The following is a 23,748-nucleotide window of genomic DNA, read 5'->3' as shown; positions in this document are numbered from 1 at the left end:
GAGCCCCCCTCGCCCCAGCTATTCGCGGCGCCATTCGACGCGCCGGTTCAGCGCATCGACATCGTCTTCGGTGAGGTTTGCGGTGGCGGTCACATCAACCGGTTCGGAGGCGCCGCGGCCTTCGGCGTCGATCGAGGCGTCGATGCCGTGGCTCTTGAGAAAATCGGCAACCGCCTGGGCGCGGCGCTCGGAGAGCTTCTGATTGTAATCGTCGCCGCCGCGCCGGTCGGTGTGGCCGATGAGGATGATGCGGCCGGGCTTCTGTTCCTTCAACGCTTCCAGCAGTTCCTCGGCGGCCTCGGTGCCGATCGAGGTGAAGGTCGATTTGTCGAAATCGAAGGTGATCGGCACCGGGATGGAGACCGGCACGATGCCGCGGACATTGTCCGAATAGATGCCGCCGAGCACACCGCTGCGGTGATCCTTCTCGGCCGGCACGAAGCTGCCCTGCGGATTGTCGCTCGAAGGATTGGCGGCCAGGATGCGGGCCTGGGCGGCGCGCTGAATGAGATCGGAAATGGTATCGGCCGGCGGCGCTTTCGGCGTGCGGGTCTCGTTCTTGATGATCTCGATCGCCTGCTGGTAATCGGCGGCGGCATCGGCGAAGCGGCGGGCGGAGAAATAGATCTCGCCGAGCGTGGCGGAAGCCTGCCAGAGCACTTGCGGGCTGTCGGCGGCGACCAGCAGCGGCTCGTAATCGGCGACCGGCCGATCGGCGGCCATCATCTCCTGGGCGCTAGCAAGCCGGAGCGCTGCGACGCGGCGCTGGGCATTCACCTGGAACTGGCCGCATTCGGCGCTGACGGCGATCGCATCGGCTTCCGTCGCGGCAGCCGGGATATCCTTGGCGGCGACGGCCTCGTTCAGCTTGTCGAGCAGGGCGGTGCAGGCGGGGGTGTCGGCATTGGCGACCTCGATCGCCTCGCCGGCCTGATCCGGTTCGGCCGAACGGCCGAGGTTCAACTGCGGCATCTTGATGCTGAAGCCGCCGGGAAGCTTGAATTGCGGCATCTTGAGCTGCGGCATCGGCAGTTTCGGCATCTGCATCTGAGACGACTGGGCCGGCTGTTTGTACTGCGTCGGGCGGGTGGATGATGTGGTGTCGGCCGGGCCAATCAGTTGCAGCTCGTCGGCGGCAAGCTCCTGGCCGGGCGCCAGATTGGTGACGATCTTGTATTTCTTCGGCGGCTGCGTCGTGGCCTGCTCGACGGGTTTCGGCGTGACCTTTTTGGGCGCAACCGGCTTCGGTTTTTCCACCACCGTTTCCGGCTTTTTGGCGACTTCCGGTTTCGTCACCGGCTTCGGCTTCGGCGCAACCGGCGGCTTGGCCGCCTGCTCGACCGGTGCGGGTTTTGCCGCCGGGGCGGCTGCGACGGGAGGGGTCACGGCGGGCGGCAGGGCCGCCGGGCTATCGACCGTCGTCAGCATCAGCGTCTTGCTGCTGATCTTGGTGCCGAGGCTGCGGGCTTCTTCGAGGCTGCGGGAGACGGCGTCCATGCCGCCGTCGATCGAGCGGAACATGCCGCTGCCGCTGCCGCCGAGATCGGCGAAAATGTTGAGCGGCTTGGAAGAATAGAAGACCTTGATCTGCTCCTGGCCGACCGGGCCGGAGACCTGCAGCCGGGCGCCGCTGGCCGGATCCGGCACCTGCACGCGTTTGCCGGCGCCGACCAGCGCGTCGGTCTGATACTTGTTCGGGAAAAGTTTGACGACGGAACCGTTCGGCGAGACGTTCAGCACCGTGACATAGGCATTTTCGCTCGACTGGATGAAGAGGCCGACGACTTCGCCGATGGCGTATTTGGCCTCCGCGCGATCGAAGGTGATGCTGACGGGGCCGGTCTGGGCCGGGGCTTCGGTCAGTGTGCGTTCGTTCTGCGCCTCGACGGCCGGCACCACCGCAAAAAACGAAAGAAATGTGGCTGCGGCTAGGATGGCTTTACGGTTCGGCATTGGAAAACCTCCTCTTCGAACAATCTCACACTGTGTTGAAGATGAGAATAGCACTGACCGGCGAAATTGGGATGGCTCGGCCTGTCTTGCTTGAGGGAGGGTTACAAATTATTTGGAGCCTGGAAGAATCCGCCAAGGCAAAGAGGTGAGCAAGACTCACAACGGGCAATATCCGGCCGCTATTATAGTCGGTTCTGACGACGGGGTTACAGTTAGTTCTTGGGTTTCTGTCCGGCTGATTTCAAAATCGAGATCAGGTCGCTCATGCCCTCGGGCGAGGAATTGTAGAGCCAGAGAATATCCGGATTGTCGATCGCGAATTCCTTGCCGGGGCCGGAGCCCATGTCGCGGCCGGGCGAGGTCGCATCGGGCAGCTTGCTCGCGCCGGGTGTCAGCCCCTCGGCGCTTTCGTGTTTGGCGATGATTGCGGTCGCCGCGGCAAAGGCTTTTTCATCCTGCTGGCGCAGCGCCGCCAGCGCGGGATTGCGCGCCGCCAATGCATCCTCGACCGGGCCGGAATGGGCGAGCTGCGGTAGCGCCATCAGCAGGCTGATCGACAGGGTTATGAGCCGAGATTTCGTCATCGTCGTCAAATCCGTCTTATGGGCGTCGCAAAAGGGTAGGCAGCACGACAATAGGGAGAGGCCAGGAGGATGGCAACGGCGCTCGGTGCCAATCGATTGGGAGGGTTGAAATCGGCTGGCAGCGGCGCTCCGCTCTTTGTTTTATGCTTGTCGTTACCCCCCCCCCGGCTGCACACTTCCGGGCGACATGCATTAGAGAATCTTCAATTGCTGCAGGTTGAGGCGCAGATCGCGCAGCATCTCGCCGAAGATTTCCTCGATCATGCCCGTCGACCAGACGACCATGGTGCCGTAGGGCGAGCGCTTGCGCTGCATGAAGCCCGCCGTCTCGAAATCGATCAGCGTCTTGCGGCAGGTCTCGCTCGACATGACCGCCACCAGGAAACGGGCGAGATTGGACTGGTCGATGGCGCCTGATTTCTCCGCCCAGTTCTGGATCAGCCGCGGCTTGGTGTCGGCGGTGAACATCGAGGCGAGCGCCCGATCCTGCGACAGCCCGAGGCGCTGCAGCTTGGCCGGATCGCGGGTCAGCGACACCACATAATCATTGTGCAGATCGGCGAAGCGCTCGATATCTTCCGCCGTGCTGATGCCGAAGACCTTCATCGAATAGAGGAACTCGGCCATCAGATAGGTCGGCTCGGAGCGCAGCTGCGCCAGATGCTTGTCGTCCTTGCTGGCCGAGGCGGCGCAGACCCGATCGGAGAAACCGATTCTTGCGGCGCGCACCTGCTCCAGCAGGCTGATATCGAGCGCCAGTTCGTCACCGTTCCATTCCAGCATAAGCATTTCCTGCCAGCAAATCGTCGAGACGATGATCTTGTACTATTCCCAGCCCGGATCTCCAAATCGTTTGGAAAGCAACAGCTTGCTGAGGAGGCACAACTGTCCTAACATTTTAAAGACTTGACGATCTTCTGGGGGTCGAGGCAATGCGTAGTTTGGCGTCGCATATCCTGTTTGCCGCGGCCCTTGCGGTCGCTTCGCCGGTTTTTGCCAAAGACACTGTGATCATCGAGCTTCCCGGCGGCGACGGCGGGCGTTCGGTCGGCATCATTTCCGCCAATGAGGAGGTCGAAGCCTCCGGGCCGGCGGCGATCACCGTCGGAGACGACGGCACCCTCTATATCCTCGACCAGAACAACGGCCGCGTGCTCGCCATCGACGCCGAACGCTCGCAGGCCGAGCCCGAGATCCTGCCGCTGCCGGAGAATGCCGCGCCGGAGGATCTCGCCGTCGTCCATAACGAACTTTATCTCTGGTCCGACGGCGTCGTACCGCTCGAGCGCTCCACCGAGGCCGACGGCCGGTCGCAGACTTTGCGCGCCGTCGACGGCGGCGGCGATGCCGACGATTACACTCGCTCGGTCTTCGCCTCGATGGGCTCGGTGCCGCCCGGACCGCTCAACAGCATCATCGACGAGATCGGCCGCAGCGTCAGCCGGCCGGAAGTCCGTCCGCCGGTCGTGCAATATGTGCCGAGCCGCGGGCTCGGCGATATCGTCGCCGAGGTCTCGGCCGCCAGCGACAAGGCGGAGATCCTGCTGCGGCGGGCGAGTTCGGAGGAGAATTTCCTGTCGCTGCAGCTGAGCGCGGACGGGCGGATCGGCACCGTCGAACTTCTCGACATCGACACGACGGGCCGGCCCTATGCGCTGGTCGAACTGGTGCCGGCCGACCGGCCGGAGCGCACCGGCATGCTGGTGGCGCGCTTCACCCCGAACGGCGCGATGGACCGGGTCTACGACCTGCCGATCGACCCGGGCACGGTCTTCTCCCGGCGCTTCGTGGCGATCGGCCCGCGCGGCGATGTGCTGTATTTGAGATCGCAAGAGGGCCGGGCGCAGGTGGTCAAACTCGACGGCCGGGATCCCGGCCGCAAGCTTGCCGTCATCAACCCGGCCAAGCCGCTCAAAGCCGATAAACCCGGCAGGACGCCGAAGGTGGCGATCGTGCCGAAATCGCGGGACGACGTCGTCGAGCGGGCGATCGGCTTCGAGACGCTGAATTGGCTGGTGACGCCGACCGCCTATGGCGGCGATCCCGGTCCCGGCTGCCTCAACATGAACCGGCTGCGCCGGCCGGTCTACCTGATCGGCAAACGCGGCCAGACGGTGAAGGGCGTTCCCTATTGCTGGGGCTGCAAGACGCCGCTCGAGAATTTCATCGGTGGCGTCGAAAAGGGCCAGACCGCCGGCAATGTCTGCACCAAGAGCGCGCCGCAATCCAACATTCTCGGCGTCGACTGCTCCGGCTTCGTCAGCGACGCCTGGGGCCTGAAGATGCATGTGTCGACACGCGCCATCCCCGGCATCACCAAGCGCCTCTCCGACCCTTGGTCGCTGCGGCCGGGCGACGCGCTGAACAAGCCCGGCTCGCATGTGCTCCTGTTCATGCGCTTCACCGACGACCGCAAGGTGGAGGTGATGGAGGCCTCGCCGAACGCCTGCAGGGGCCGCGTCTGCCGCAATACCTATTCCCTCGGCAGCCTGCTGATGCGCGGCTACCAGCCGGTGCGCTTCAAGGGGTTGGATGGGTGAACGGCTGGGGTCTCATGCCGGTCTGCTGCATAGTTCGAAGTATTATAGTGGTCGCCGCGTACTGTATCGGACTCCAAGTCCGGCATGCGCTATGCAGGATCGGCTTTACATGGCGTTTGCCAACGCCAAACCCTCGGATTACCTCTGCCTGCCGGCCCGCTGCGTGGTGGAACTGGGCTGCACATTAGCTATTTGATGGGGGCGGACCTCGTTCCTTAAGCGGGTGTCCGCGCCGCGATGGGCCTCTTCCGCCACTCCGTCCTCCGTCATGCTCGGCCTTGAGCCGAGCATCCATACCGCACCCACCAGCAGCTGTGGCATGGGTCCTCGGCTCAAGGCCGAGGACGACGGAGATTGGGGATGCGTTCCCGCCGAACTCGCCCTGGTTGAAGTCCTTTTCAGACGCGCGGCGCTGTCGGCGCCAGCCGCCGCTTCGCCATCGCCAGAAGCCCATGCGAGGCAATGCTCGCGGCATAGTCCCGATACGCGGGATCGCGGCTCAGCATGCGCTCTTCGGCACGGGCACGCATGAGGTAGATAAGACTGACGATCGCCAGCATGCCGGCCCGGGCAAGTCCTTCCGTTAGGCCGCTGGCGACGAAGCTCGGGGCCGCAAACAGCCACCAGGCCATGTTCTTGGCGACATAGGCCGGATGTTTGATGAAGCGATAGGGGCCCGAGGTGATGATGCCGCGATGGGTGAGGTTGGAAAAACGTGGCCCGAAGGCGATGGTCGCCCAGACATAGATCAGGGTGCAGAACAGCATCGCACCGCTCCAGAGGATGAAGACGGCCGATCCCTCCCGGATCACGCTCTCCCAGCCCGGCCCATCGCCATAAGGCACGAAGGCATGCGAGATCGCCGGGAAGAACGGCTCGTAACAGATGAGGCAGACGAGCCAGCCGAGCGCCGTCGTCTCCGTCGCCCTGACATGCCAGCCGAAAAGCTTGAAGGTGGCGATGTAGCCGCCGGCTGCAAGGATGACGTCGACAAGAAAGACAAGCCGCGCCCAGCCTTCGAACCAGGCTGCTGACAATGGAGGAAAGGTCCAGGCCGGCTTGTCGGCCAGATCGGCAAGCGCGGCCATGCCGCTCGAAAACATCAGCACGAGAAAGAAGCATTTGATCGCGAGCAGGCGCAGTGCGAAGAGCACGTCCTCTTCGCGAAAATCCTGCATCAGCACCGCACGCCCGGCCTGATGGAGATAATCGTCGGGCTGCCTGGCGATCAGATCGGTAACCGCGACGTAGACAATGGTGGCAATCGCCAGGGCGATGGAAAGGGGGACGGTCGTATGGCTGGCTTCGACAACCCATTGGACCGCGGACGACTGCGTGAAAAACGGAAAGACCGAACAGGCAATGACGACCGCGCCAAGGAGCGCGGCAAGGCCGACGAGCTTGGTTCCGATGCGCCGCCAGAAGATGGCAGGAGCCTCGTTGCGTCTTTCCCGCGATGCCCAGGCTTGACGGGCGGCCGGTGTGCCCTCGACCACGACCCACGCGAGGAGAAGGCAGATGACGGCAAGCGCCATCGCCATGCCGGGCTCAAGCTGCAGATAGTCCGACAGCGCGATGCCGGCGAGAACGCCGGCAAGGGTCGCAGCCTGGCTGACGAGAGAGCTGCCGGCCACGATATCCCTGTCCTGCGAGATCGGCACGCGCGCAGCTTTCTCAATCAGATTGCCGGTTGGACGGAGACCGGAGAGCCTATCCGTGCCGCCCGCGCCGCAAGCGCCATGGCTGCTGCAGCCGTCAGGGACGACATGTCCTCCGGCAGCGAGATCATCGCAATATCGAGCTTGCCATAGTCGACCATATAGTAGCCCGACCTTGTCGCAATGACAGCTTCAGGCCGGATCGCCAAGAGATCCTGCGCCATCGTGCCGACGAAGAGCGGGCCGCCCCAGATATAGCGGAAAGCATAGACTGGGATGCCCTCAGCCGAGGTGCCGAGCCGACGGATATCGGTCTTCAGGCGACGATCGGACCAGGAAGGGCCGCCGGAAGAGCTCGATGAACTGCTCGAGCTGGAAGAGCTGCTGGAACTGGAGCCGCCGCCCATGCCGCCACCGCCAGAGCTGGAATTCCCGCTGGAACTGTTCTCAGAGCGGGCGAACGCCGGTTGGCTGGTATTTGCGACCACTCTTTTTTTAGCGGCGGGCGTGGTTTGCTTGGCAGGGGTGACGGTTCTGGCCGGCTCTTCACTGGCAAACAGCGTCTTGGCGCCAGGATCGAAGATACAGCTCTGCAGGATTGCGCCTGAACCGGCGAGGAAAGTCGAGCAAAGCAGAACACGGATGATGAGCTTTCTGGTCATGTGGGGCGCCCCCGGATCGCCGTTTTAGAAGAGATCGTACCTCGGATTTCGCTTGACCCATGTCGCCTTGGCGAGCTGAACGAGCCTGTCATCGAGCGACTTGGTTTTCGGAAGCGCCTTTTTCTCCTGAGCGGTCAGCTCGGCGGCAAAGGTCTCTTCCGCTTTCTTCTTTGCAGCAGTCGGCAAGGTCTTCAGTGCCGCCGTTGCCTGGTTCTTCGGGTCGCCGCTACCCGGCATGTTGATGGCGGTCGCCAGCGCGAAATAACGTGCTGCCGTGACGAGGCCGTCGGCGTCCGCAGCGTCTTCCTTCGCCAGTATCCCGCGGTCCAGCGCCCCCCAATAATCGCCGCGTTCGGCGCCCATCTCCAGCCACTTCACCGCTTCCGCTTTGTCGGCGGTAACGCCGATGCCGTCCCGGTACATGCGTCCGAGATTGGTCGGGGCATAGGGCTGGCCGCCTTCTGCCGCCCGGGTGAAAAGGTCGAGCGCTTTCGGCAGGTCTTCCGGAGCGCCTTTCCCGAAACGGTAGACCAGCGCGAGATTGTTCAGCGAATAGATGTCGTTGCGCTGGACACCGGCCTCGTAGAAGCGGATGCCGCGTTCCGGATCGGCCGGAACGTTGACGCCGTTCAGGAAGATATAGCCGAGTTCATTCATCGCATAGGTATGGCCGAGATCGGCGGCCTGCAGCATCAGGCGCAAACCCAGCTGCTGATCGGCCTTGGTGCCGCGGCCGTAGTAGAGCGCCTTGCCATAGCTGTGCAGGGCAAAGGGATCACCCTTGGCCGCACCGCCCTTGGCGATCTCGCTTGCCTTGGCGGCATCACGCGGAACGGAGGCGCCGAACTCGTAAAGGCTCGACAGCTCGTAGATAGCCCGGATATGCCCGGCATCCATTGCCTTCTTGATCGTCGCGAACGCCGTCTTGGTGTCGCGGTTGGCAAGCTGGGCGCGGCCGAGCTGGTAGACGAAACGCGCCACCTGAGGATAGGTCTTTATTGCGTCCGTGCAGGCCGGCATCGCGATGGCCGGATCGATCTCGTTTGGCAGTTTGCCCGAAGTCACACCCTGCAGGTCGAGAGGGGCTGCGGCTGCGGTGTCGCAGGCGTCGAGCACCGGCTTGAAGGTGATGGTGGCCGGCGGCAGATTTTCATTGGCGGCCTGCAGCGTCAGGGCGAAAGGCTGGGTTTCGGTGCCGATCTGCGGCTCGTAGGAAAGTGCCGCAATATCGGCGGTTTCAAGCACATGGCCGAGCCCGATCACCCGGTCTCCGGCCCGCAGCGTGCCCTTGTCGGGCAGGGCCGCCACCTTGAAGGTCATTTCCGCAGCCGATGCCGGGACTTCAGGCAGAGCGGCGGCGACAGGTCCGACGCCGATGATGGCGTCGATGTCGCGCGGCAGCGTCTTCAGATAGGCATCCGCATCGGCAAGCCTTGTCTGTTTTTGCTGTTCGAGCTGGGCGAGCTTGGCGCCGGCATCGGCCGAGACGGTAATGGCAACGACGCCCTGCGTCGCCTGGCCATAGGGATCGCTGACGGTATAACCGATCAGGCCGACGGTTCCGGCGGCGACACCGGTTGAATCATAGCTCAGCGCCGTCAGCGCCGCGACCGGCATCTTGGCGCCCTGTTCGACCGGCTTGCCGTCGAAGCTGAGTTTGCCGGTCTGGGGAAGCTGGTTCAGGGTGACGAGCAGTGCTGCGCCGGTCTCGTCATGCGGTGGGGCGATCGGCAGCTTCGTGGCGGCGGCACCCTCCGGCACGCTCACCTGCTGCATCGCTTCGACGCTCGGCGGCGGCGGCGCCGGAATGAAATAGAAGCTGTCCATCAGCGAGGAGTTTTCCCAGGGGACCTGCTTGCCGTTGGTCATGGCGATCACGTCGCGGCGCACGTCGGTCAGGACCTGGCGGATTTCCTTGTTGGGTTCGCTGGCGCGTTTGATGAAGGATTCGGAATAGGGGCTGAGCGCGCCCTCGCCATCGAGCGCCACCTGGCCCGGCTCGGTGGAAAAGGCGATCAGGCTGCCGAGATCGCTGTCGATGCGCGCAAGGCCGCGGGTGGCGCCGACCGGTTCCAGCTTTTCCGCCATCCAGAATTTCTGGGCGTTGAAGGGATTGTTGCGGCAGGCGTCGAGGAAGATCAGCTGCACCCGCGAATTCTGTTTCAGGTGGTTCAGGATGAGGTCGAGCGGCATGGTCTGGGTCTCGACGTCATAGGGCGTCTCCAGCGTCGCATCGACCGGCACGAGGAAATTCTGTCCGCCGACCTGAATGCCGTGGCCCGAATAATAGATCAGGCCGGCATCGGCATGGCTGGTCGAGCGCAGGAAGCGGCGCACCGTATCTTCGAGCCCGATGCGGTCGACATTAACGCCGATCGTCACGTCGAAACCGGCCGCCCGCAGCGTGCTCGCGACCTCTTCGACGTCATTGGCGGGATTGGGGAGCGAGGGCAGCGTCTTATAGACCGAGTTGCCGATGACGAGGGCGACGCGGCGCCCGCTCTCTTCCGTAACGGCGGCATGCCCGATGCCGGCCGACAGCAGTATTGCCGCAGCGGTCAGCAGATAAGCGCACAGTCTCCTGACATCGTGAAACTTGGGCATGGCTCGATCGCAAACATTCTATTGTTTCTGTTCAATAAAATTTGCTGGCCTGCTGGTGCAGAGCCCCCTCCACATTCACGTTTCAAAAATATTCCCGACAGCTAAAAAAAGCAAGCTTCGCCGCCTCCAAGAGAATTGGAGCAGTCCTGTCAGATTGGAAGTCCATCGTCGACAAGAAAGACTGTCGAAATCAGGAATTTAACATGCGGACGGCGAGGTTTCCTTACCCTCGGAACGTATAGTTGCTGATCGAGGCCGGTTTCATCTCGATGGAGAAGCCCGGCAGGGTCGGCGGCATATAGGCGGCGTTCTCGATCCGGCAGGGATCGAGGAAGTGTTCATGGAGATGATCGACATATTCGATGACGCGGCCGTCCTTGGTGCCCGACACGGCGACATAATCGATCATCGACAGATGCTGCACATATTCGCAGAGGCCGACGCCGCCGGCATGCGGCCAGACCGGCAGGCCGAATTTGGCGGCGATCAGCAGCACGGAGAGGACCTCGTTCAGCCCGCCCATGCGGCAGGAATCGATCTGCACAATATCGATCGCGCCCTCCGCGATGAACTGCTTGAACATGATGCGGTTCTGGCACATCTCGCCGGTCGCGACCTTTACCGGGCTGATTGCCTGGCGGATCTTGCGGTGGCCGGCGACGTCGTCGGGGCTGGTGGGTTCCTCGATGAAGAAGGGCTTGGCAAAGGACAGTGCCTTGACCCAGTCGATCGCCTGGCCGACATCCCAGACCTGGTTGGCGTCGATCATCAGGTAACGATCGGGGCCGATCACCTCGCGGGCGATCCGCAAGCGGCGGATATCGTCGTCCAGGTCGCGGCCGACCTTCATCTTGATGTGGTTGAAGCCGGCGTCGATCGCCTCGCGGCAGAGGCGGCGCAGTTTCTCGTCTTCATAACCGAGCCAGCCGGCCGAGGTCGTGTAGCAGGCGTAACCCTCTTTTTCGAGGATGGCGATGCGTTCGGCCTTGCCGGCTTCGGCGCGCTTGAGGATCTCGATCGCCTCGTCGCGGGTCAGCACGTCGGTGAGATAACGATAGTCGACGATATCGGCGATCTCTTCCGGCGACATTTCGGCGACGAGCCGCCAGACGGGTTTTCCCGCCTGCTTGGCAAGCAGATCCCAGACAGCGTTGACGACGGCGCCGGTCGCCAGATGAATGGCGCCCTTATCAGGGCCGATCCAGCGCAGCTGGCTGTCGCTGGTCAGGTGCCGCCAGAACCGGCCGGGATGGGCGAGCACCTCGGCGAGGTCGGCGCCGACGATGAGGTGGCGCATGGCCTCGATCGCCATGCAGCAAATGTCGTTGCCGCGGCCGATGGTGAAGGTCAGGCCGTGGCCGGTAAGGCCTGATGCATCCGTATCGAGAATGACGTAGGCGGCCGAATAATCCGGATCGGGGTTCATCGCATCGGATCCGTCCAGGCTTTGCGACGTGGGAAAGCGGAGGTCGAAGACGCGGAGATCGGTGATGCGGGTCATGGTTGTTCCTCCCGATTATCATTGTGTGGGCCGAAGGCGGTGGCCGGCCGGCGGGCTGCCGGCCGTATCATCGGCTGACGTCAGATCGTCCAGCCGCCGTCGATGGCGATTGCCTGACCCGAGGTATAGGTGGCGCCGGCGAGATAGACGGCGAGATCGGCGATCTCCTCTGGCGAGCCGAGCCGGCCCATCGGCTGGCGGGCGATGAAGGCGGCGCGGGCCGCATCGTAATCGCCCTGGGCGCGCATGCGATCCTGCAGCGACGGGCTTTCCACCGTACCGGGGCAGATGGCGTTGCAACGGATGCCTTGGGCGACATAATCGGCGGCGACGGATTTGGTCAGCCCGATCACCGCCGCCTTGGTGACGCCATAGGCGAAGCGGTTCGGCACGCCCTTGATGCTGGAGGCGACGGAGGCCATGTTGATGATCGACCCGTCCTTGCGCTCGAGCATGCCGGGCAGCACTGCCCGGATGGTGCGTATCATCGCCTTGACGTTGAGATCGAGAGCGAATTCGAAATCGGAATCCTTCATCTCGAGGATCGAGCCGGCATGAACGAAGCCGGCGCAGTTGAACAGCACGTCGACCGCGCCGATCTCGGCGACGAGGGCATTGACCGCATCCTCTTCGAGCACGTTCAGCTGATGGGTCGAAACCCCGGTTTGCGCCGCCAGCGTCGCCAGCGCGTCGGTATTGATGTCGGTTGCGTGGACCTTGGCGCCGGCCGCGGCAAAGGCTGCCGCCGTCGCCCGGCCGATGCCCTGGCCGGCGGCGGTGATGAGAACGGACTTGCCGGAAAGTTTGTTTGTCATGTCACGGGCCTTTTCTGGAATTGTCTACGCCGAGCGATGGAATGCAGTTCATGTTTTGACGAAGGCTGGTGGCGATAGCGGAATGGCTCCATCATCATTGTCGCCGCCATCTGTCTTCTTTGCGCGCTTCGACCGGCCTCTGGCAAGGCATGCCCCCGCAGGATCGTTCCCATGCGCTGCATTGTCTTCCTCCCTGCCAGGCTGCTTGTGATCTTGCCGCTTGGCCGCCTTCGGCACTCTCGCCGCGCGCGCCGCCCCGCCAGCGTTTTCAGTGATGATTTGTCTGTTTATAGACAAACAGACGATTAGCCAAGAGGCAAGCCTAAACTTTTCCTTTTCCGGCGGCGGTTCTGCGTATATGCAGAGCCATATTCACAGGAGGAAGGAATGGAGACCGACGAGTCAGACCGCTACCGCGCCCCTGCGCTCGACAAGGGTCTCGATATTCTGGAATTGCTCGCCGGCGTCGACAGCGGTCTCACCCAGGCTGAAATCGCCAAGCGGCTCGACCGCAGCCCCAATGAATTCTACCGCATGCTCGACCGTCTGGTGCGCCGCGGTTACGTCACCCGGCTGGACGGCGACCGTTATTCGCTGACGCTGAAGCTCTTCGGTCTTGCGCAATTGCACGCGCCGGTGCGCCGGCTTGCCTCCTATGCCACGCCGCTGATGCGCGAGCTCGCCCAGCGCACGCGCCAGGCCAATCATCTTGCCGTCTTCGACCGCGGTGCTGCCGTCGTCATCGCCCAGCAGGAGGCGCCTGATTACTGGGGGTTCTCGATCCGCGTCGGCGCTCATATCAGCCTGTTCGACACCGGTTCGGGGCATGTGCTGCTCGCCTTCCGCAGCGCGGAGGAGCGGGAGATGATGATCTCCGAACATGTGCGCAGCCGCGCCGATATCGAACTCGGGCCGGAATTCTACGATCGCCTCGACCAGATCCGCGAGCGCGGCTACGAGATGATGGCGAGCGCCCAGACATCGGGCGTCTACAATCTTTCCGCACCCGTCCTCGGGCCGGACCGCCGCTGCATCGCCGCCCTCACCTGCCCTTTCATCGCGCTCGTCAATGCGCCGTCCGCGCCCGATATCACCCAGGCGGTGATGCTGGTGCAGAAGGCCGCCGCCCAGCTTTCGCTGTTGGCCGGGGCGGATGTGGCGAATTCCGGGTGATGACGACTGTGATGCCGGCCCCTCATCCGCCTGCCGGCACCGACCGGGGTCGAGCCACGGGTCTCGACCCGTCCTTCGGACCCCCGCTCGCGGGGCGAAGGGACCAAGCCGCGACCTCTCCGTCCCCACCAGCCTTTCGCAGGGCACGTCCCCCCTCCCCGTCTTTTACGGGGAGAGGGTTAGGGTGAGGGGCAGCCACCGGTACGAGAAATTTCTATTTGAACAATCCATTCACCAGAGATAGGTTGCCGCAAAACACCCCTGGAGGAGAAGAGCGTGTTTATCGACACCCATCTGCATATCGTCGATCGTTCGGCGCTGCCCTATCCCTGGCTCTCCCAGGCGCCCGCTCTCGATCATGATTTCCTCTACGAGACCTATGCGGCCGAGGCCCGGCGCTGTGGTATCACCGCGGCGCTTCACATGGAGGTCGATGTCGATCCCGCCGCCATGCAGGCCGAGACCGATCACGTGGCAAGCATTGCCAAAAAGGCAGGCAGTCTGCTGGTCGGCGCCATCGTCTCGTGCCGGCCGGAAGAGCAAGGTTTTCCCGCCTATCTCGAGCGGCAGAAGGCCGATCCGTTCGTCAAGGGTTTCCGCCGCGTGCTGCATGTGGTGCCGGACGAGGTTTCCGAAGGCGTCCTGTTTCGCGAAAATATCCGGCGCATCGGCGGCAGCGGCCTGACCTTCGACCTCTGCACACTGCCGCACCAGGCGAGCCGCGTCACCGCCCTCGTCGATCTCGCGCCGGATGTGCAATTCGTCCTCGACCATTGCGGCGTGCCGGATATCCGCTCCGATGCCTTCGCGCCATGGAAAGCCGGCTTATCGGAGATTGCCCGCCGGCCGAACGTCGTCTGCAAGATCTCCGGCGTCGTCGCCTATGCCGATGCCGAGAGCTGGACGGCTGAGACGCTGCGGCCCTATATCGAGCATGTGACTGCAAGCTTCGGCTGGGATCGTGTCGTCTGGGGCAGCGACTGGCCGGTCTGCACGCTCGGCGGCGGCCTTTCCACCTGGGTCGCGGCGACCCATGCCATGCTTTCCTCCAGCAGCGAGACGGAGCGTTCCAAGCTGCTTTTCGCCAATGCGCAGCGCCTCTGGTCGCTTTGAGGTCGCGAAATCCTGTGATGTGCTGTGACTTGCAAAAGTGCTACTTTGGCATGTCTTTTGCTTGGGTAAGGATGAAGTAACGCAAGTGTTTCGGTTTGGGACGACTTACCACCGGACAATTGCTAGCTTTCGTCATCTCAGGTAAAAGTTGTCAGATACGGATTTGGCGAATAACTTCATATCCGGTGTCCTCAGGAGGGAAACAAATGAAAGAAGAACCACATGCAGTGGATGTCCACGTCGGAAAGACGATCCGTATACAGCGTCTGCTGAGGAAGGTCTCGCAGACGGAACTCGGAGATCGCGTCGGCGTAACGTTCCAGCAGATCCAGAAATACGAAAAGGGCTCCAACCGCGTTTCCGCAAGCATGCTGGTGGAAATCGCCGGCGCTCTGAAGGTCGACGTCAGGACGTTTTTCGACGACATGGCCGCGCCGGATACTGCCAACGACAACCCGGCCCCCAGCGAGGAATTCGTGATTTCGCGCGAAGGCGTGCTTCTCAATGCGGCGTTCTTCTCGATCAAGAACGAAGCGCTTCGCAAGAAGATCTTGAAGCTCGTCCAGGCGATCGCTCATACCGAGCAGCTGGAAGCGGACGCCGCCGAATAGACCGGCAGGCCTTCACGCGATCCTAACGGACCGCATGAGGATCACTGGCGAACGGGATCAATCAGGATAACAGCAATCGATCAGGATCAACTGTCCTTGATCGGATCAATTTGCCGTCGATGGGGACCGATCAGGATCAAGTGAGATTGATCGGGATCGATGGGAATCGATTGAGATCAACGGGGTCGATCGGGATCAATCAGGATTGATCCGGGATCAATGGGGATTGATCAGGATCAGATTCTCGCTGGCATCCTTCATTGCGATCTTGGCCTTGCTGCCGAGCAGCTTCTCGAGATTGACGTCTAGCTCCCTGTCGGGATCTATGCCGTCCCAATCGATGACGACCTGCAGCAGCGCCATGTTCGTCAGGTGCATCAGATTACGCAGCTGAAGCTTTTCAGCCTCCTCCTTGGCTGCCGACAGCAGCCGGAAGATCCTTGCGTATTCGCTGCCCGTAGGCTCGTTGTGTTGTTCAAACATCGTTCCCGCCCCTTTGGTCGCGAAACCTAAGATTCCATCACCACTGCATCTTCCGCCGCGACCGTTATTCAAGCGTTACAGGAACCTTATTGCGCGTGACTTCGGCGTGCAGAAGCTGCCAATGCGAGGTGGCGGCAAAGTGCCAGTCACGGTCGACGGGCAGGAATTCGTCCCGGCGCAGCCATTCCAGCACCAGCCGGGCGTCGTTTCGCTTGCGCTCGACGCGATTGCCGCGGATGGCAGCGAGGATGGTGTCGCGGCGCGGCTTGCGGAAATGGCACTCGTCGACGACCTTGGCATAGGTGCGTTCGGAGAAATGCAGGAAACGTCCGGCCAACAGCAGTTTCTTGCGCTCGCCGGGCGAGATCTCGCCGCCGGCAAGAAGCGCATCGATCGTCGGCTCGAAATCGACCCAGGGCACCGAAAGCGGCAGCCAGCCGAGCGCCTGCGGCGCATGCACCAGAGCGACGGCCTCGTCGTCGAGCAGCCGTCCGGCCTCGTAATCCTCGAAGATCGAACCGATCCCGACCATGCCGAAAGGCGCGCATTCGGCTGCCCGCAACGCGCCCATGCTGGCGCCGCCGGCAACGGCGACATTATGGTCGAGGGCGAAAAGAATTTCCTTGTGCCAGACCGACGGCAGATCGCCGAAATAGCCGTCGACGAGGCCGATGGCGGTGGCGCCATCGTGAACGGCTTTCAGGATATCGCCGCAGGCGGCCGGCGGCCGGAAATCGATGCGGGGGGACATGGCTCTCGCCGCGGCGAGATCGCTGCCAAGGCTCGGACCGACGAACAGCACCTTCATGATTGGGCTCCTCTGATGGTATTGACCGCGCGCAGGCCGAGCTGGACGTACTGGCCCGATATATCGACCTCCAGGCCCGGCACGATGACCCTGACGACGGAGACCGGCAGAGCCCGGTGCGCAAAGGGCACGACGACGATCTGCTCGATGCCTGCTGCCGCCAGCCGCCCGGCAATCTGGCCGATGGTTGCCTGGATCGTCGCAGCTCTGCCCTGACGGGGCTGGAAGGCGCGCATCCGGCCGTCGCCCTCGCAGAGCTCGACCACCTGCTGCATCGCCGCACTCCGGTCGAGCCGCCGATAGATGCGCGGCGAGAAATCGTCGCGGCTGCCGGCAATCGCGGTCAGCCGGCTCTGTGCCGCTTCGGTGATGGCGCGCAGCGCGGCGCGCACGGGGTCGGGGTGGCAGCCGCAGCCGCCGCAGACATGGGCCCAGCGCGCATCGACGCGGTCGGAAAGATTGCCGGGCATGATGACAGCGAGAAAAGCGGGAACGCCGATATCGGTGGTCATATCGAGCAGCAGCAGCCGCATGCCGGCGCGCGCGATCCGATCGGTCATGATGTCGATGACCGCATCGCCGAAAGAGGCGGGGTCGATCCGGCTGTCTTTCAGGCGCTGCGGCGATTTCAGCTGGGCCAGAGCCCAGGCGTCGCGCTCCACCAACTCGCAAAGCCCGTGCAGCACCGCTTCTGACGGCGTGTTGCCGGAGGCGAGCCCATCGCTCGACTGCTCGAAGCCTGGCGGCCGGTCGCCGCGGTGGTCGAGGCCGACGAGCCACCAGGGCACGAAAACGCGGCTGCCGGACAGGATGTCGAGCCCGGAGCACCAGGGGATGGGGCCGCTGCCGATCTCGTCGGGTGCGCAGCGCGCGACATTGTCGAGATCGATCATGGCGGCATGTGCCGCCCGCATGCTTTCGACCGTCGCCTGCGTCAGGTCGGCGGGTGGAATTTCGGCGATCCGCGTCTCGATCGCTTCCATGGCGGCCGAGGTCATGGCGGCGTCATTGTCGATCCCCTTGCCCTGAAAGACCGAGAGCGTATGGCTATTCGGCCGCGTGGCGAAGGCGACGGGAATGTTCAGGACGTCGAGCGCGGTCAGCAGGCCGACGCGGGTGATGCCGAATTCGCGCAGATGCGGCCTGATGGCGGCAAGCGTCTGAGCCGGCGTGACGGCGCGGTCATGATAATCGCTGACGCCGGCCGATGACCGTTCGAGATCACCGGCAAGCGTTTCAAGAGCATCCTCGTTTTTCCTCGAATCGCGAAAATGCTCTCTCTCTTGGTTTTCACGCAATTCCGGACGCAAAACCGCTGCACACTTTTGCTGGAATTGCTCTGGGCCGGTGAAAGCGGACATACCGATCTCGCCCTTAGCGGAACCTCAGCGCGTGCGTCAGGCTCTCGAGCGCATTGGCGGAAATGTTGAGTTCGTCCTGTTTCATGGCTGCCTTGGCAGCTGCAGAGAAGCGCAGGGACTGGGTCTGAACTGCGGCAGTTTCAGCATTCGTCTTCATGATCCATCTCCGATTGATTGGGCAGCGCCTTGCTGCCGTTAACCATCGGAAGGAAACATTGCCTGCGTCATTTAAGCGTTACAGGCTTCGTTAAAAGGCGATGCAATCAGGGAAGACCGGCCAGTTGCAGGCCTTTTATCAGCGGTTCGGTAAAGGCAGGATCGCGATCGGGGACGAAGTGACGGATATCCTCGCTGCGGAAATCCGGGAAGTTTTCCAGAACCGTCCTGGCATAATTCCCGGCTTTGGCCGTATCGCCTGCCATGGCATGCGAGGCGGCCAGCAGACGCGCCGTCGCCTGTTTCGCCTTTACCGGCTCCAGCGCGTCGATCGCCTTTTCATACTCTTCACGCATGAAGTGGATGCCGCCGAGGTTCCAGTAATAATAGTCCGGCGGCAGCGGATTGAGTTTAAAAGCGGCGCGGCTGAGCTCCAGCGCCCGGTCGAAATCGCCGTCATGGGAAAGCGCGTCGGCGAAATCAGCAAGGATGTCGGCATCGTTGGGATTGAGATCCTGGGCCTGCTGGAAATATTCCAGGCTTTCGTCGAAGCGGCGGCGATACAGCGCCACGAAGCCAAGCTCGCGGTAGGCCCGGCCGCTATTGGGATCGGACTGCTGCGCCAGCCGCGCAGCACCGTTCGCCTCATCGAGCAGTTCCTTGTCCCGCATGCCGCGGATCAGCCATTCCATGCCGAGCGCGCGCGACACGCCGGCATGGGCGGCCGAGAAATGCTCATAACGATTGAGCGAGGATTTGAACCATTTGCGCGCCTGGCGCAGATGCTGCAGGTCGGTCTGGGCGATCAGCCGCTTGCCTTCCAGGTAAAGGCGGTAGGCAGAGGCCGGCGCGTCGCCGATCGGCATCGCCAGTTCGTGGCGCTCGATCGTGTCGGCGAGCGAGGAGACGATCCGCCGCGTCAGATGCGCGAAGGATTCGCTGATCTTCTGCATGACCAGCGGCAGTTCCAGTGCCCAGATCACCTCCGAGGTCGTCGTCCGTGTCAGCCGGCAGGTGGCAAAGACATCCTCGTCGCGGCCCTGGATGGTGACGTAGACCGCATAGTCGAAGCTGAGGTCGAGCGGGCCGGGCACGGCACGGGACGGATCGATCGAGCGGCTGAGGATCTCCAGGCTGGTATGGGCCGCAATCACCTTGAAACCGCGCTGCTGGCTGAGGCCGATGGTGACGTCTTCGAGAAGCGCTCGGCCGACGCGCTCCATCAGCGGATCGGTGAAGATGCTTTCCGGCGGCAGGATGATGATGCGCGGCTGGCCGAGCAGATCGGCCGATATGCCTGATGCCGGCGGGCGCTCCGGCGCGGTAACTTGTGCTGCAGGGATCAGGCCGAGTTCGCGGGCAAGCGCTGTGGTGCTTTCCTCCGGCTCGGTGTCGAAGTCGTCCTTCAGCTGGCTCTTGCACTTCAGATAGGCCTGACGAGCGGCGGCCGGATCGTTCAGCCTGATATAGGTGCGCATCAGGGCGCGATAGGCCGTCTCATTGGCGGGGTCGAGCTGCAGCAGGCGTCGGGCCAGCGCCACCTGCTCGTCTTCCGATCTGTCTTCCGACGTTTCAATCAGCCGGGTGAGATGGGCTGAGCGCAATTCATCGATACGCTGGCGCTCGAACGTCAGCCAGTCCTCGGCGCCCTGGGTCGGCGATTTGGCGCCTTCGAGCAACTCGCCGTTCAGCATATCGCTGTCTTCGGGGGCAAGCGGCCCTTTCTGCTTCAGGATATGGACATCGACCTCCCAGCCGTCGGCAAGCCCGATATGGGTTCGGGTCGCGGCCAGCAGCGGCGGAAGACCGGCGGGAATGCTCTGTTCGATGCGCGCCAGGAGCTGGCGCAGGCTGCCGGCCCGTTTTTCCGGCAGTTCCGATTGCCAGAGCTGCCGCCTGACGGTTTCGCGGTCGAGTTCGAGATCGGCTTCGGCGGCGAGCATGGCGAGGAGAAAATAAGACTTCTCCGGCAAGGGGAGTTCCTTCCCCGCCGCCAGCAATCGCGGTCTTCCGAGCAGGCACAGCCTGTTCGTCGACTTTTGCCCGGATGTCCGTTGCATCTCGGTTCTCACCCCTGAAGCCAAGGCGCGTAAACGCACCGGCGGTCAAGAAATCATGTTAAAGCTATAAAGCCGCCGCGCATAGCGGCCTTTGCTATAAAAAGAAGAAATTTCAGCGATTATTTGCATTTTTGCACGTCGCTCGCCGAGAAGATGCTTGGCCGACACTTTCATGGCAGGTGTTTTTGCGTCCCAATTCGGCACGTTGTTCAAGCTGTTGCCGCAGCCGCAACGAAATCGAGCCCGATATCGAGCACCGGCGCGCTGTGCGTCAGCCAGCCGACGGAGATGAGGTCGACGCCGGAGGCGGCGATTGCGGCAGCCGTTGCCGGCGTGACACGGCCGGAGGCCTCGGTGATCGCCCGGCCGGCGACGATGGCGACGGCCTGGCGCAGCTGATCCGGCGTCATATTGTCGAGGAGCACGGCATCGACGCCGGTCTCCATCGCTTCGCGCAACTGATCGAGGGTGTCGACTTCGACCTCGATCTTCACCAGATGGCCGATGCCGGCCCGCGCCCGGCGGATCGCCTCGGCGACGCCGCCTGAGATGGCGACGTGATTGTCCTTGATCAGCACCGCGTCATGCAGCGCAAAACGGTGGTTCATGCCGCCGCCGGCCCGCACCGCATATTTCTCCAGCGCCCGCAGCCCCGGCGTCGTCTTGCGTGTGCAGGCGACGCTAGCCTTGGTGCCGCGGATGGTGGCGGCGATCTCCGCCGTCACGGTGGCGATGCCGGAGAGATGGCCGAGGAAGTTCAGCGCGGTGCGCTCGGCGGTGAGCAAGCCGCGCGACGGACCTTCGATGGTGGCGATCACGTCGCCCGGCTTGACCGCATCGCCATCCTGGAGATGGCGGCGCAGGACGATCTCCGGATCGACGAGGGTGAAGGCGAGTTCGGCGGCATCGAGGCCGGCGATCACGCCCGGCTGGCGAGCGGCCATGATGACCGTTGAGCGATGATCGTGAGGGATGACCGATGCCGAGGTGATATCGCCGGCAAGACCGAGATCTTCGAGCAGGGCTGCCCGTACCAACGGCTCGACGATCAGGCGCGGAAGGGGAACGAGGCTCATATCAGGCACTCCTTGCAAGGGCGTAGCGAGGGGCAAAGGCATAGGGCGCCGTGGCGCGGGCGATCTCCAGCGCTTGGGAAAGGCGCATCTGCCGCCGGTTCGCCTGGGCAAGCTTCAGCGGAAAATCGGTGCGGGCATGGGCGCCGCGCGATTCCATCCGCAGGCTGGCAAAGACGGCGATCGAGAGCGCCACGATAGCCGGATCGGCGGCAGGGCCGTTGCCTTCGGCAAGCGGCAGCAATGCGGCGATCGCGTCCTCCAGCGCACCGGCGTTGCGCAGCACACCGAGATGACGCGAGACGATCGGCCGGACGAGTGATGCATCGGCCGGTGCCGGCAGCTTCTCGGCGACGATGGCGCCGGCAGAGCCTGCCGGCATGGCCGAGATGTCGCGCGCCGCCCGCATGCCCATGACAGCCGCCTCCAGCAGCGAATTGCTGGCGAGCCGGTTGGCGCCGTGCAGGCCGGTCGAGGCCGCCTCGCCCACGACCCAGAGGCCGGGAACCGAGCTGCGGCCATTCGCGTCCGTGGCAACGCCGCCCATGTGATAGTGAACGGCCGGGCGCACGGGAATGAGGTCTGCCGCCGGGTCGATGCCGGCCTCGCCGCAAAGGGCCGCGATGACGGGAAAGCGTGTGGCAAACCGGCTGCCGAGGGCCGCGCGGGCATCGAGGAAGACCCGGCCGCCGCGGGCGATCTCGGCGCTGATGGCGCGCGCCACCACGTCACGCGGCGCAAGCTCGGCGCCTGGAATGCGGGCCATGAACCGGTCGCCGCGTTCGTTGATGAGCAAGGCCCCCTCGCCGCGCACCGCCTCGCTGACCAGCGCCAGGGGTTTGCGGCGGGAATCGAGCGCCGTCGGATGGAACTGCACGAATTCCATATCGGCGAGATCGGCGCCGGCCCTTGCGGCAAGCGCGATCCCCTGGCCGAAATTGCCCATCGGATTGGTGGTGGCCTCATAAAGCCCGCCGATGCCGCCGGTGGCGAGCACCAGCTTCGAGGTCGGCAGAATGGCGCCGCCGCTCGGGGTCGCGCAGAGCAGGCCGGCGATGCGCTCGTCATCCAGCAGAATCCGCCGCGCCTCAAAACCTTCGAGCACGGATATGGCGGGCGTTTGCTTGGCCGCCCGCACCAGCGCGGCGACGATCGCCGCACCCGAGCCGTCGCCTTCGGCATGGACGATACGGCGGCGGCTGTGAGCGGCCTCCAGCCCGAGCGACAGTTTGCCCGCGCCATTGCGGTCGAAACGCACACCGGCCTGCTCCAGTGCGGCGATCGCCGCCGGTGCTTCGGCAACGATGCCGGCGGCGATTGCGGGATCGCAGAGGCCGTCGCCGGCGGCAAGCGTATCGGCCAGATGCAGCGCCGCGCTGTCGTCGGCGCCCATGCCGGCGGCAATGCCGCCTTGTGCCCAGGCGCTCGACGTCTCCGCGCCGAGGGCGGCGCGGGTGACGATGACGCAGGGTTCCGGCGCCAGTGTCAGCGCGGTCATCAGCCCGGCAAGGCCGCTGCCGACGATGACCGTGCGTCCGGCAAGGTGCTCGAGAAGCTCGGTCATATCGCCAGCATCCTTTCGACGGCACGGCGCGCGGCCACGGCAATCGCCGGATCGACCGTCACTTCGTGGCGGTTTTCCTCAAGTGCGGCGCGGATATTGGCAAGGGTGATCCGCTTCATATGCGGGCAGAGATTGCAGGGACGAATGAACTCGACATCGGGGTGGTGGACGGCGACATTGTCGCTCATCGAACATTCGGTGAGCAGCACGACGCGCGCCGGCTTCTGCCTGCCGACATAATCCGACATGACGGCGGTGGAGCCGGCGAAATCGGCTTCCGCCACCACCTCGGGCGGGCATTCGGGATGGGCGAGCACGGTGACGCCGGGATGGTTTTCGCGCAGCTGGCGCACATCCTCGGCGGTGAAGAGTTCATGCACTTCGCAATGGCCGTGCCAGGCGATGATCTCGACATCCGTCTCGCGGGCGACATTGCGCGCCAGATATTCGTCGGGGATCATCAGCACCTTCGGCACGCCGAGCGATTCCACCACCTGCTTGGCATTGCCCGAGGTGCAGCAGATGTCGGAGGCGGCCTTCACCGCGGCCGAGGTGTTGACATAGGTGATAATAGGCACGCCGGGATGGGCCTGGCGCAGCAGGGCAATATCCTCGGGCGTGATCGAATCCGCCAGCGAACAGCCGGCGCCGAGATCGGGGATCAGCACGGTTTTTTCGGGATTCAACAGCTTGGCGGTTTCGGCCATGAAATGCACGCCGGCCAGCACGATTACATCGGCGTCGACCTCGATCGCCTTGCGGGCGAGCGCCAGGCTGTCGCCGACGATATCGGCCACCCCGTGAAAGATCTCCGGCGTCTGGTAGTTATGGGCGAGGATGACGGCGTTGCGGCGACGCTTGAGTTCGAGGATGGCGTCGACGTCGTTTTCGAAGGTCATCCATTCGGCTTTGGGAATGACGCGGCTGACGCGTTCATAGAGCGAGGATGCGGAAACAGGATGATTCATGGCCGGCTCCTAATTATGCTCTGTTTGAGCATATCATGGACAAATAGATATTCTCACCATG

At 63.5% G+C, this 23,748-nt stretch carries 21 protein-coding genes; 4 read left to right on the top strand and 17 right to left on the bottom strand.

The window, feature by feature from the left end:
* Positions 1 to 18: 18 nt before the first annotated feature.
* The 3 genes from CO666_RS09005 to CO666_RS08995 all read right to left on the bottom strand — a co-directional run bounded on the left by CO666_RS09005 (position 19) and on the right by CO666_RS08995 (position 3,320).
* A complete protein-coding gene (locus CO666_RS09005) occupies positions 19 to 1,953 on the bottom strand; it encodes a DUF4384 domain-containing protein (protein WP_097611709.1) in 1,935 nt (644 codons plus the stop codon).
* 212 nt (positions 1,954 to 2,165) lie between these two features.
* Entirely contained in the window at positions 2,166 to 2,537 is a 372-nt protein-coding gene (locus tag CO666_RS09000) for a hypothetical protein (protein WP_097611827.1), read from the bottom strand.
* Positions 2,538 to 2,729: 192 nt separating this feature from the next.
* Entirely contained in the window at positions 2,730 to 3,320 is a 591-nt protein-coding gene (locus tag CO666_RS08995) for a hypothetical protein (protein WP_097611708.1), read from the bottom strand.
* 149 nt (positions 3,321 to 3,469) lie between these two features.
* Between CO666_RS08995 and CO666_RS08990 the strand changes: the two genes are divergently transcribed.
* Positions 3,470 to 5,077 carry an NHL repeat-containing protein gene (locus CO666_RS08990; RefSeq protein ID WP_097611707.1) on the top strand — a complete coding sequence of 536 codons (1,608 nt, stop codon included), beginning with the start codon at positions 3,470 to 3,472 and terminating at the stop codon, positions 5,075 to 5,077.
* Positions 5,078 to 5,475: 398 nt separating this feature from the next.
* Here CO666_RS08990 and CO666_RS08980 read toward each other — a convergent pair whose 3' ends face one another.
* The 5 genes from CO666_RS08980 to CO666_RS08955 all read right to left on the bottom strand — a co-directional run bounded on the left by CO666_RS08980 (position 5,476) and on the right by CO666_RS08955 (position 12,317).
* The gene (locus CO666_RS08980; protein WP_097611705.1) at positions 5,476 to 6,738 is read right to left on the bottom strand and encodes a methyltransferase family protein; all 1,263 of its coding nucleotides are present in this window, start codon (positions 6,736 to 6,738) and stop codon (positions 5,476 to 5,478) included.
* A gap of 17 nt (positions 6,739 to 6,755) precedes the next feature.
* Entirely contained in the window at positions 6,756 to 7,397 is a 642-nt protein-coding gene (locus CO666_RS34105; RefSeq protein ID WP_179869644.1) for a tail fiber domain-containing protein, read from the bottom strand.
* A gap of 24 nt (positions 7,398 to 7,421) precedes the next feature.
* Entirely contained in the window at positions 7,422 to 10,001 is a 2,580-nt protein-coding gene (locus CO666_RS08965; protein ID WP_097611704.1) for a caspase family protein, read from the bottom strand.
* Positions 10,002 to 10,224: 223 nt separating this feature from the next.
* A complete protein-coding gene (locus tag CO666_RS08960) occupies positions 10,225 to 11,502 on the bottom strand; it encodes an L-fuconate dehydratase (RefSeq protein ID WP_097611703.1) in 1,278 nt (425 codons plus the stop codon).
* A gap of 80 nt (positions 11,503 to 11,582) precedes the next feature.
* Positions 11,583 to 12,317: an SDR family oxidoreductase gene (locus CO666_RS08955; protein WP_097611702.1), complete on the bottom strand. Its 735-nt coding sequence runs from the start codon at positions 12,315 to 12,317 to the stop codon at positions 11,583 to 11,585.
* 387 nt (positions 12,318 to 12,704) lie between these two features.
* On the opposite strand from CO666_RS08955, the gene CO666_RS08950 reads away from it, so the two are divergent.
* The 3 genes from CO666_RS08950 to CO666_RS08940 all read left to right on the top strand — a co-directional run bounded on the left by CO666_RS08950 (position 12,705) and on the right by CO666_RS08940 (position 15,214).
* The gene (locus CO666_RS08950; RefSeq protein WP_097611701.1) at positions 12,705 to 13,490 is read left to right on the top strand and encodes an IclR family transcriptional regulator; all 786 of its coding nucleotides are present in this window, start codon (positions 12,705 to 12,707) and stop codon (positions 13,488 to 13,490) included.
* Between the two features lie 276 nt (positions 13,491 to 13,766).
* Positions 13,767 to 14,603: an amidohydrolase family protein gene (locus CO666_RS08945; RefSeq protein WP_097611700.1), complete on the top strand. Its 837-nt coding sequence runs from the start codon at positions 13,767 to 13,769 to the stop codon at positions 14,601 to 14,603.
* Between the two features lie 206 nt (positions 14,604 to 14,809).
* Positions 14,810 to 15,214, top strand: coding sequence for a helix-turn-helix domain-containing protein (locus CO666_RS08940; protein ID WP_097611699.1), 405 nt, complete (start codon positions 14,810 to 14,812; stop codon positions 15,212 to 15,214).
* Between the two features lie 216 nt (positions 15,215 to 15,430).
* Here the strand turns inward: CO666_RS08940 and CO666_RS08935 are convergent, their stop codons facing one another.
* The 9 genes from CO666_RS08935 to nadA form a co-directional block, all read right to left on the bottom strand.
* Complete coding sequence (locus CO666_RS08935) at positions 15,431 to 15,697, bottom strand: hypothetical protein (protein ID WP_097611698.1); 267 nt, start codon at positions 15,695 to 15,697, stop codon at positions 15,431 to 15,433.
* Between the two features lie 64 nt (positions 15,698 to 15,761).
* A complete protein-coding gene (locus tag CO666_RS08930) occupies positions 15,762 to 16,505 on the bottom strand; it encodes a TfuA-like protein (RefSeq protein WP_097611697.1) in 744 nt (247 codons plus the stop codon).
* Positions 16,502 to 17,866 carry a YcaO-like family protein gene (locus CO666_RS08925; protein WP_245436755.1) on the bottom strand — a complete coding sequence of 455 codons (1,365 nt, stop codon included), beginning with the start codon at positions 17,864 to 17,866 and terminating at the stop codon, positions 16,502 to 16,504. The genes CO666_RS08930 and CO666_RS08925 overlap by 4 nt, the downstream gene beginning before the upstream one ends.
* A gap of 13 nt (positions 17,867 to 17,879) precedes the next feature.
* Positions 17,880 to 18,023 (bottom strand): hypothetical protein, encoded by a 144-nt coding sequence (locus tag CO666_RS34100; protein WP_164740501.1) that lies wholly within the window; start codon positions 18,021 to 18,023, stop codon positions 17,880 to 17,882.
* A gap of 106 nt (positions 18,024 to 18,129) precedes the next feature.
* Positions 18,130 to 20,082 carry an AfsR/SARP family transcriptional regulator gene (locus CO666_RS08920; protein ID WP_097611696.1) on the bottom strand — a complete coding sequence of 651 codons (1,953 nt, stop codon included), beginning with the start codon at positions 20,080 to 20,082 and terminating at the stop codon, positions 18,130 to 18,132.
* Between the two features lie 45 nt (positions 20,083 to 20,127).
* Positions 20,128 to 20,295: a hypothetical protein gene (locus CO666_RS34095; RefSeq protein ID WP_179869643.1), complete on the bottom strand. Its 168-nt coding sequence runs from the start codon at positions 20,293 to 20,295 to the stop codon at positions 20,128 to 20,130.
* The gene (gene nadC / locus CO666_RS08915) at positions 20,292 to 21,158 is read right to left on the bottom strand and encodes a carboxylating nicotinate-nucleotide diphosphorylase (RefSeq protein WP_097611695.1); all 867 of its coding nucleotides are present in this window, start codon (positions 21,156 to 21,158) and stop codon (positions 20,292 to 20,294) included. Before nadC ends, CO666_RS34095 begins: the two co-directional genes overlap by 4 nt.
* A gap of 1 nt (position 21,159) precedes the next feature.
* Positions 21,160 to 22,719 carry an L-aspartate oxidase gene (locus CO666_RS08910; RefSeq protein ID WP_097611694.1) on the bottom strand — a complete coding sequence of 520 codons (1,560 nt, stop codon included), beginning with the start codon at positions 22,717 to 22,719 and terminating at the stop codon, positions 21,160 to 21,162.
* The gene (gene nadA, locus CO666_RS08905) at positions 22,716 to 23,687 is read right to left on the bottom strand and encodes a quinolinate synthase NadA (RefSeq protein WP_097611693.1); all 972 of its coding nucleotides are present in this window, start codon (positions 23,685 to 23,687) and stop codon (positions 22,716 to 22,718) included. Before nadA ends, CO666_RS08910 begins: the two co-directional genes overlap by 4 nt.
* Positions 23,688 to 23,748 lie beyond the last annotated feature (61 nt).

Origin of the sequence: Rhizobium chutanense (assembly GCF_002531935.1) — a bacterium.
Taxonomy (GTDB): domain Bacteria; phylum Pseudomonadota; class Alphaproteobacteria; order Rhizobiales; family Rhizobiaceae; genus Rhizobium; species Rhizobium chutanense.
Note: the sequence above shows the minus strand (reverse complement) of the source record. Positions and strands in the feature narration are given on the sequence as shown.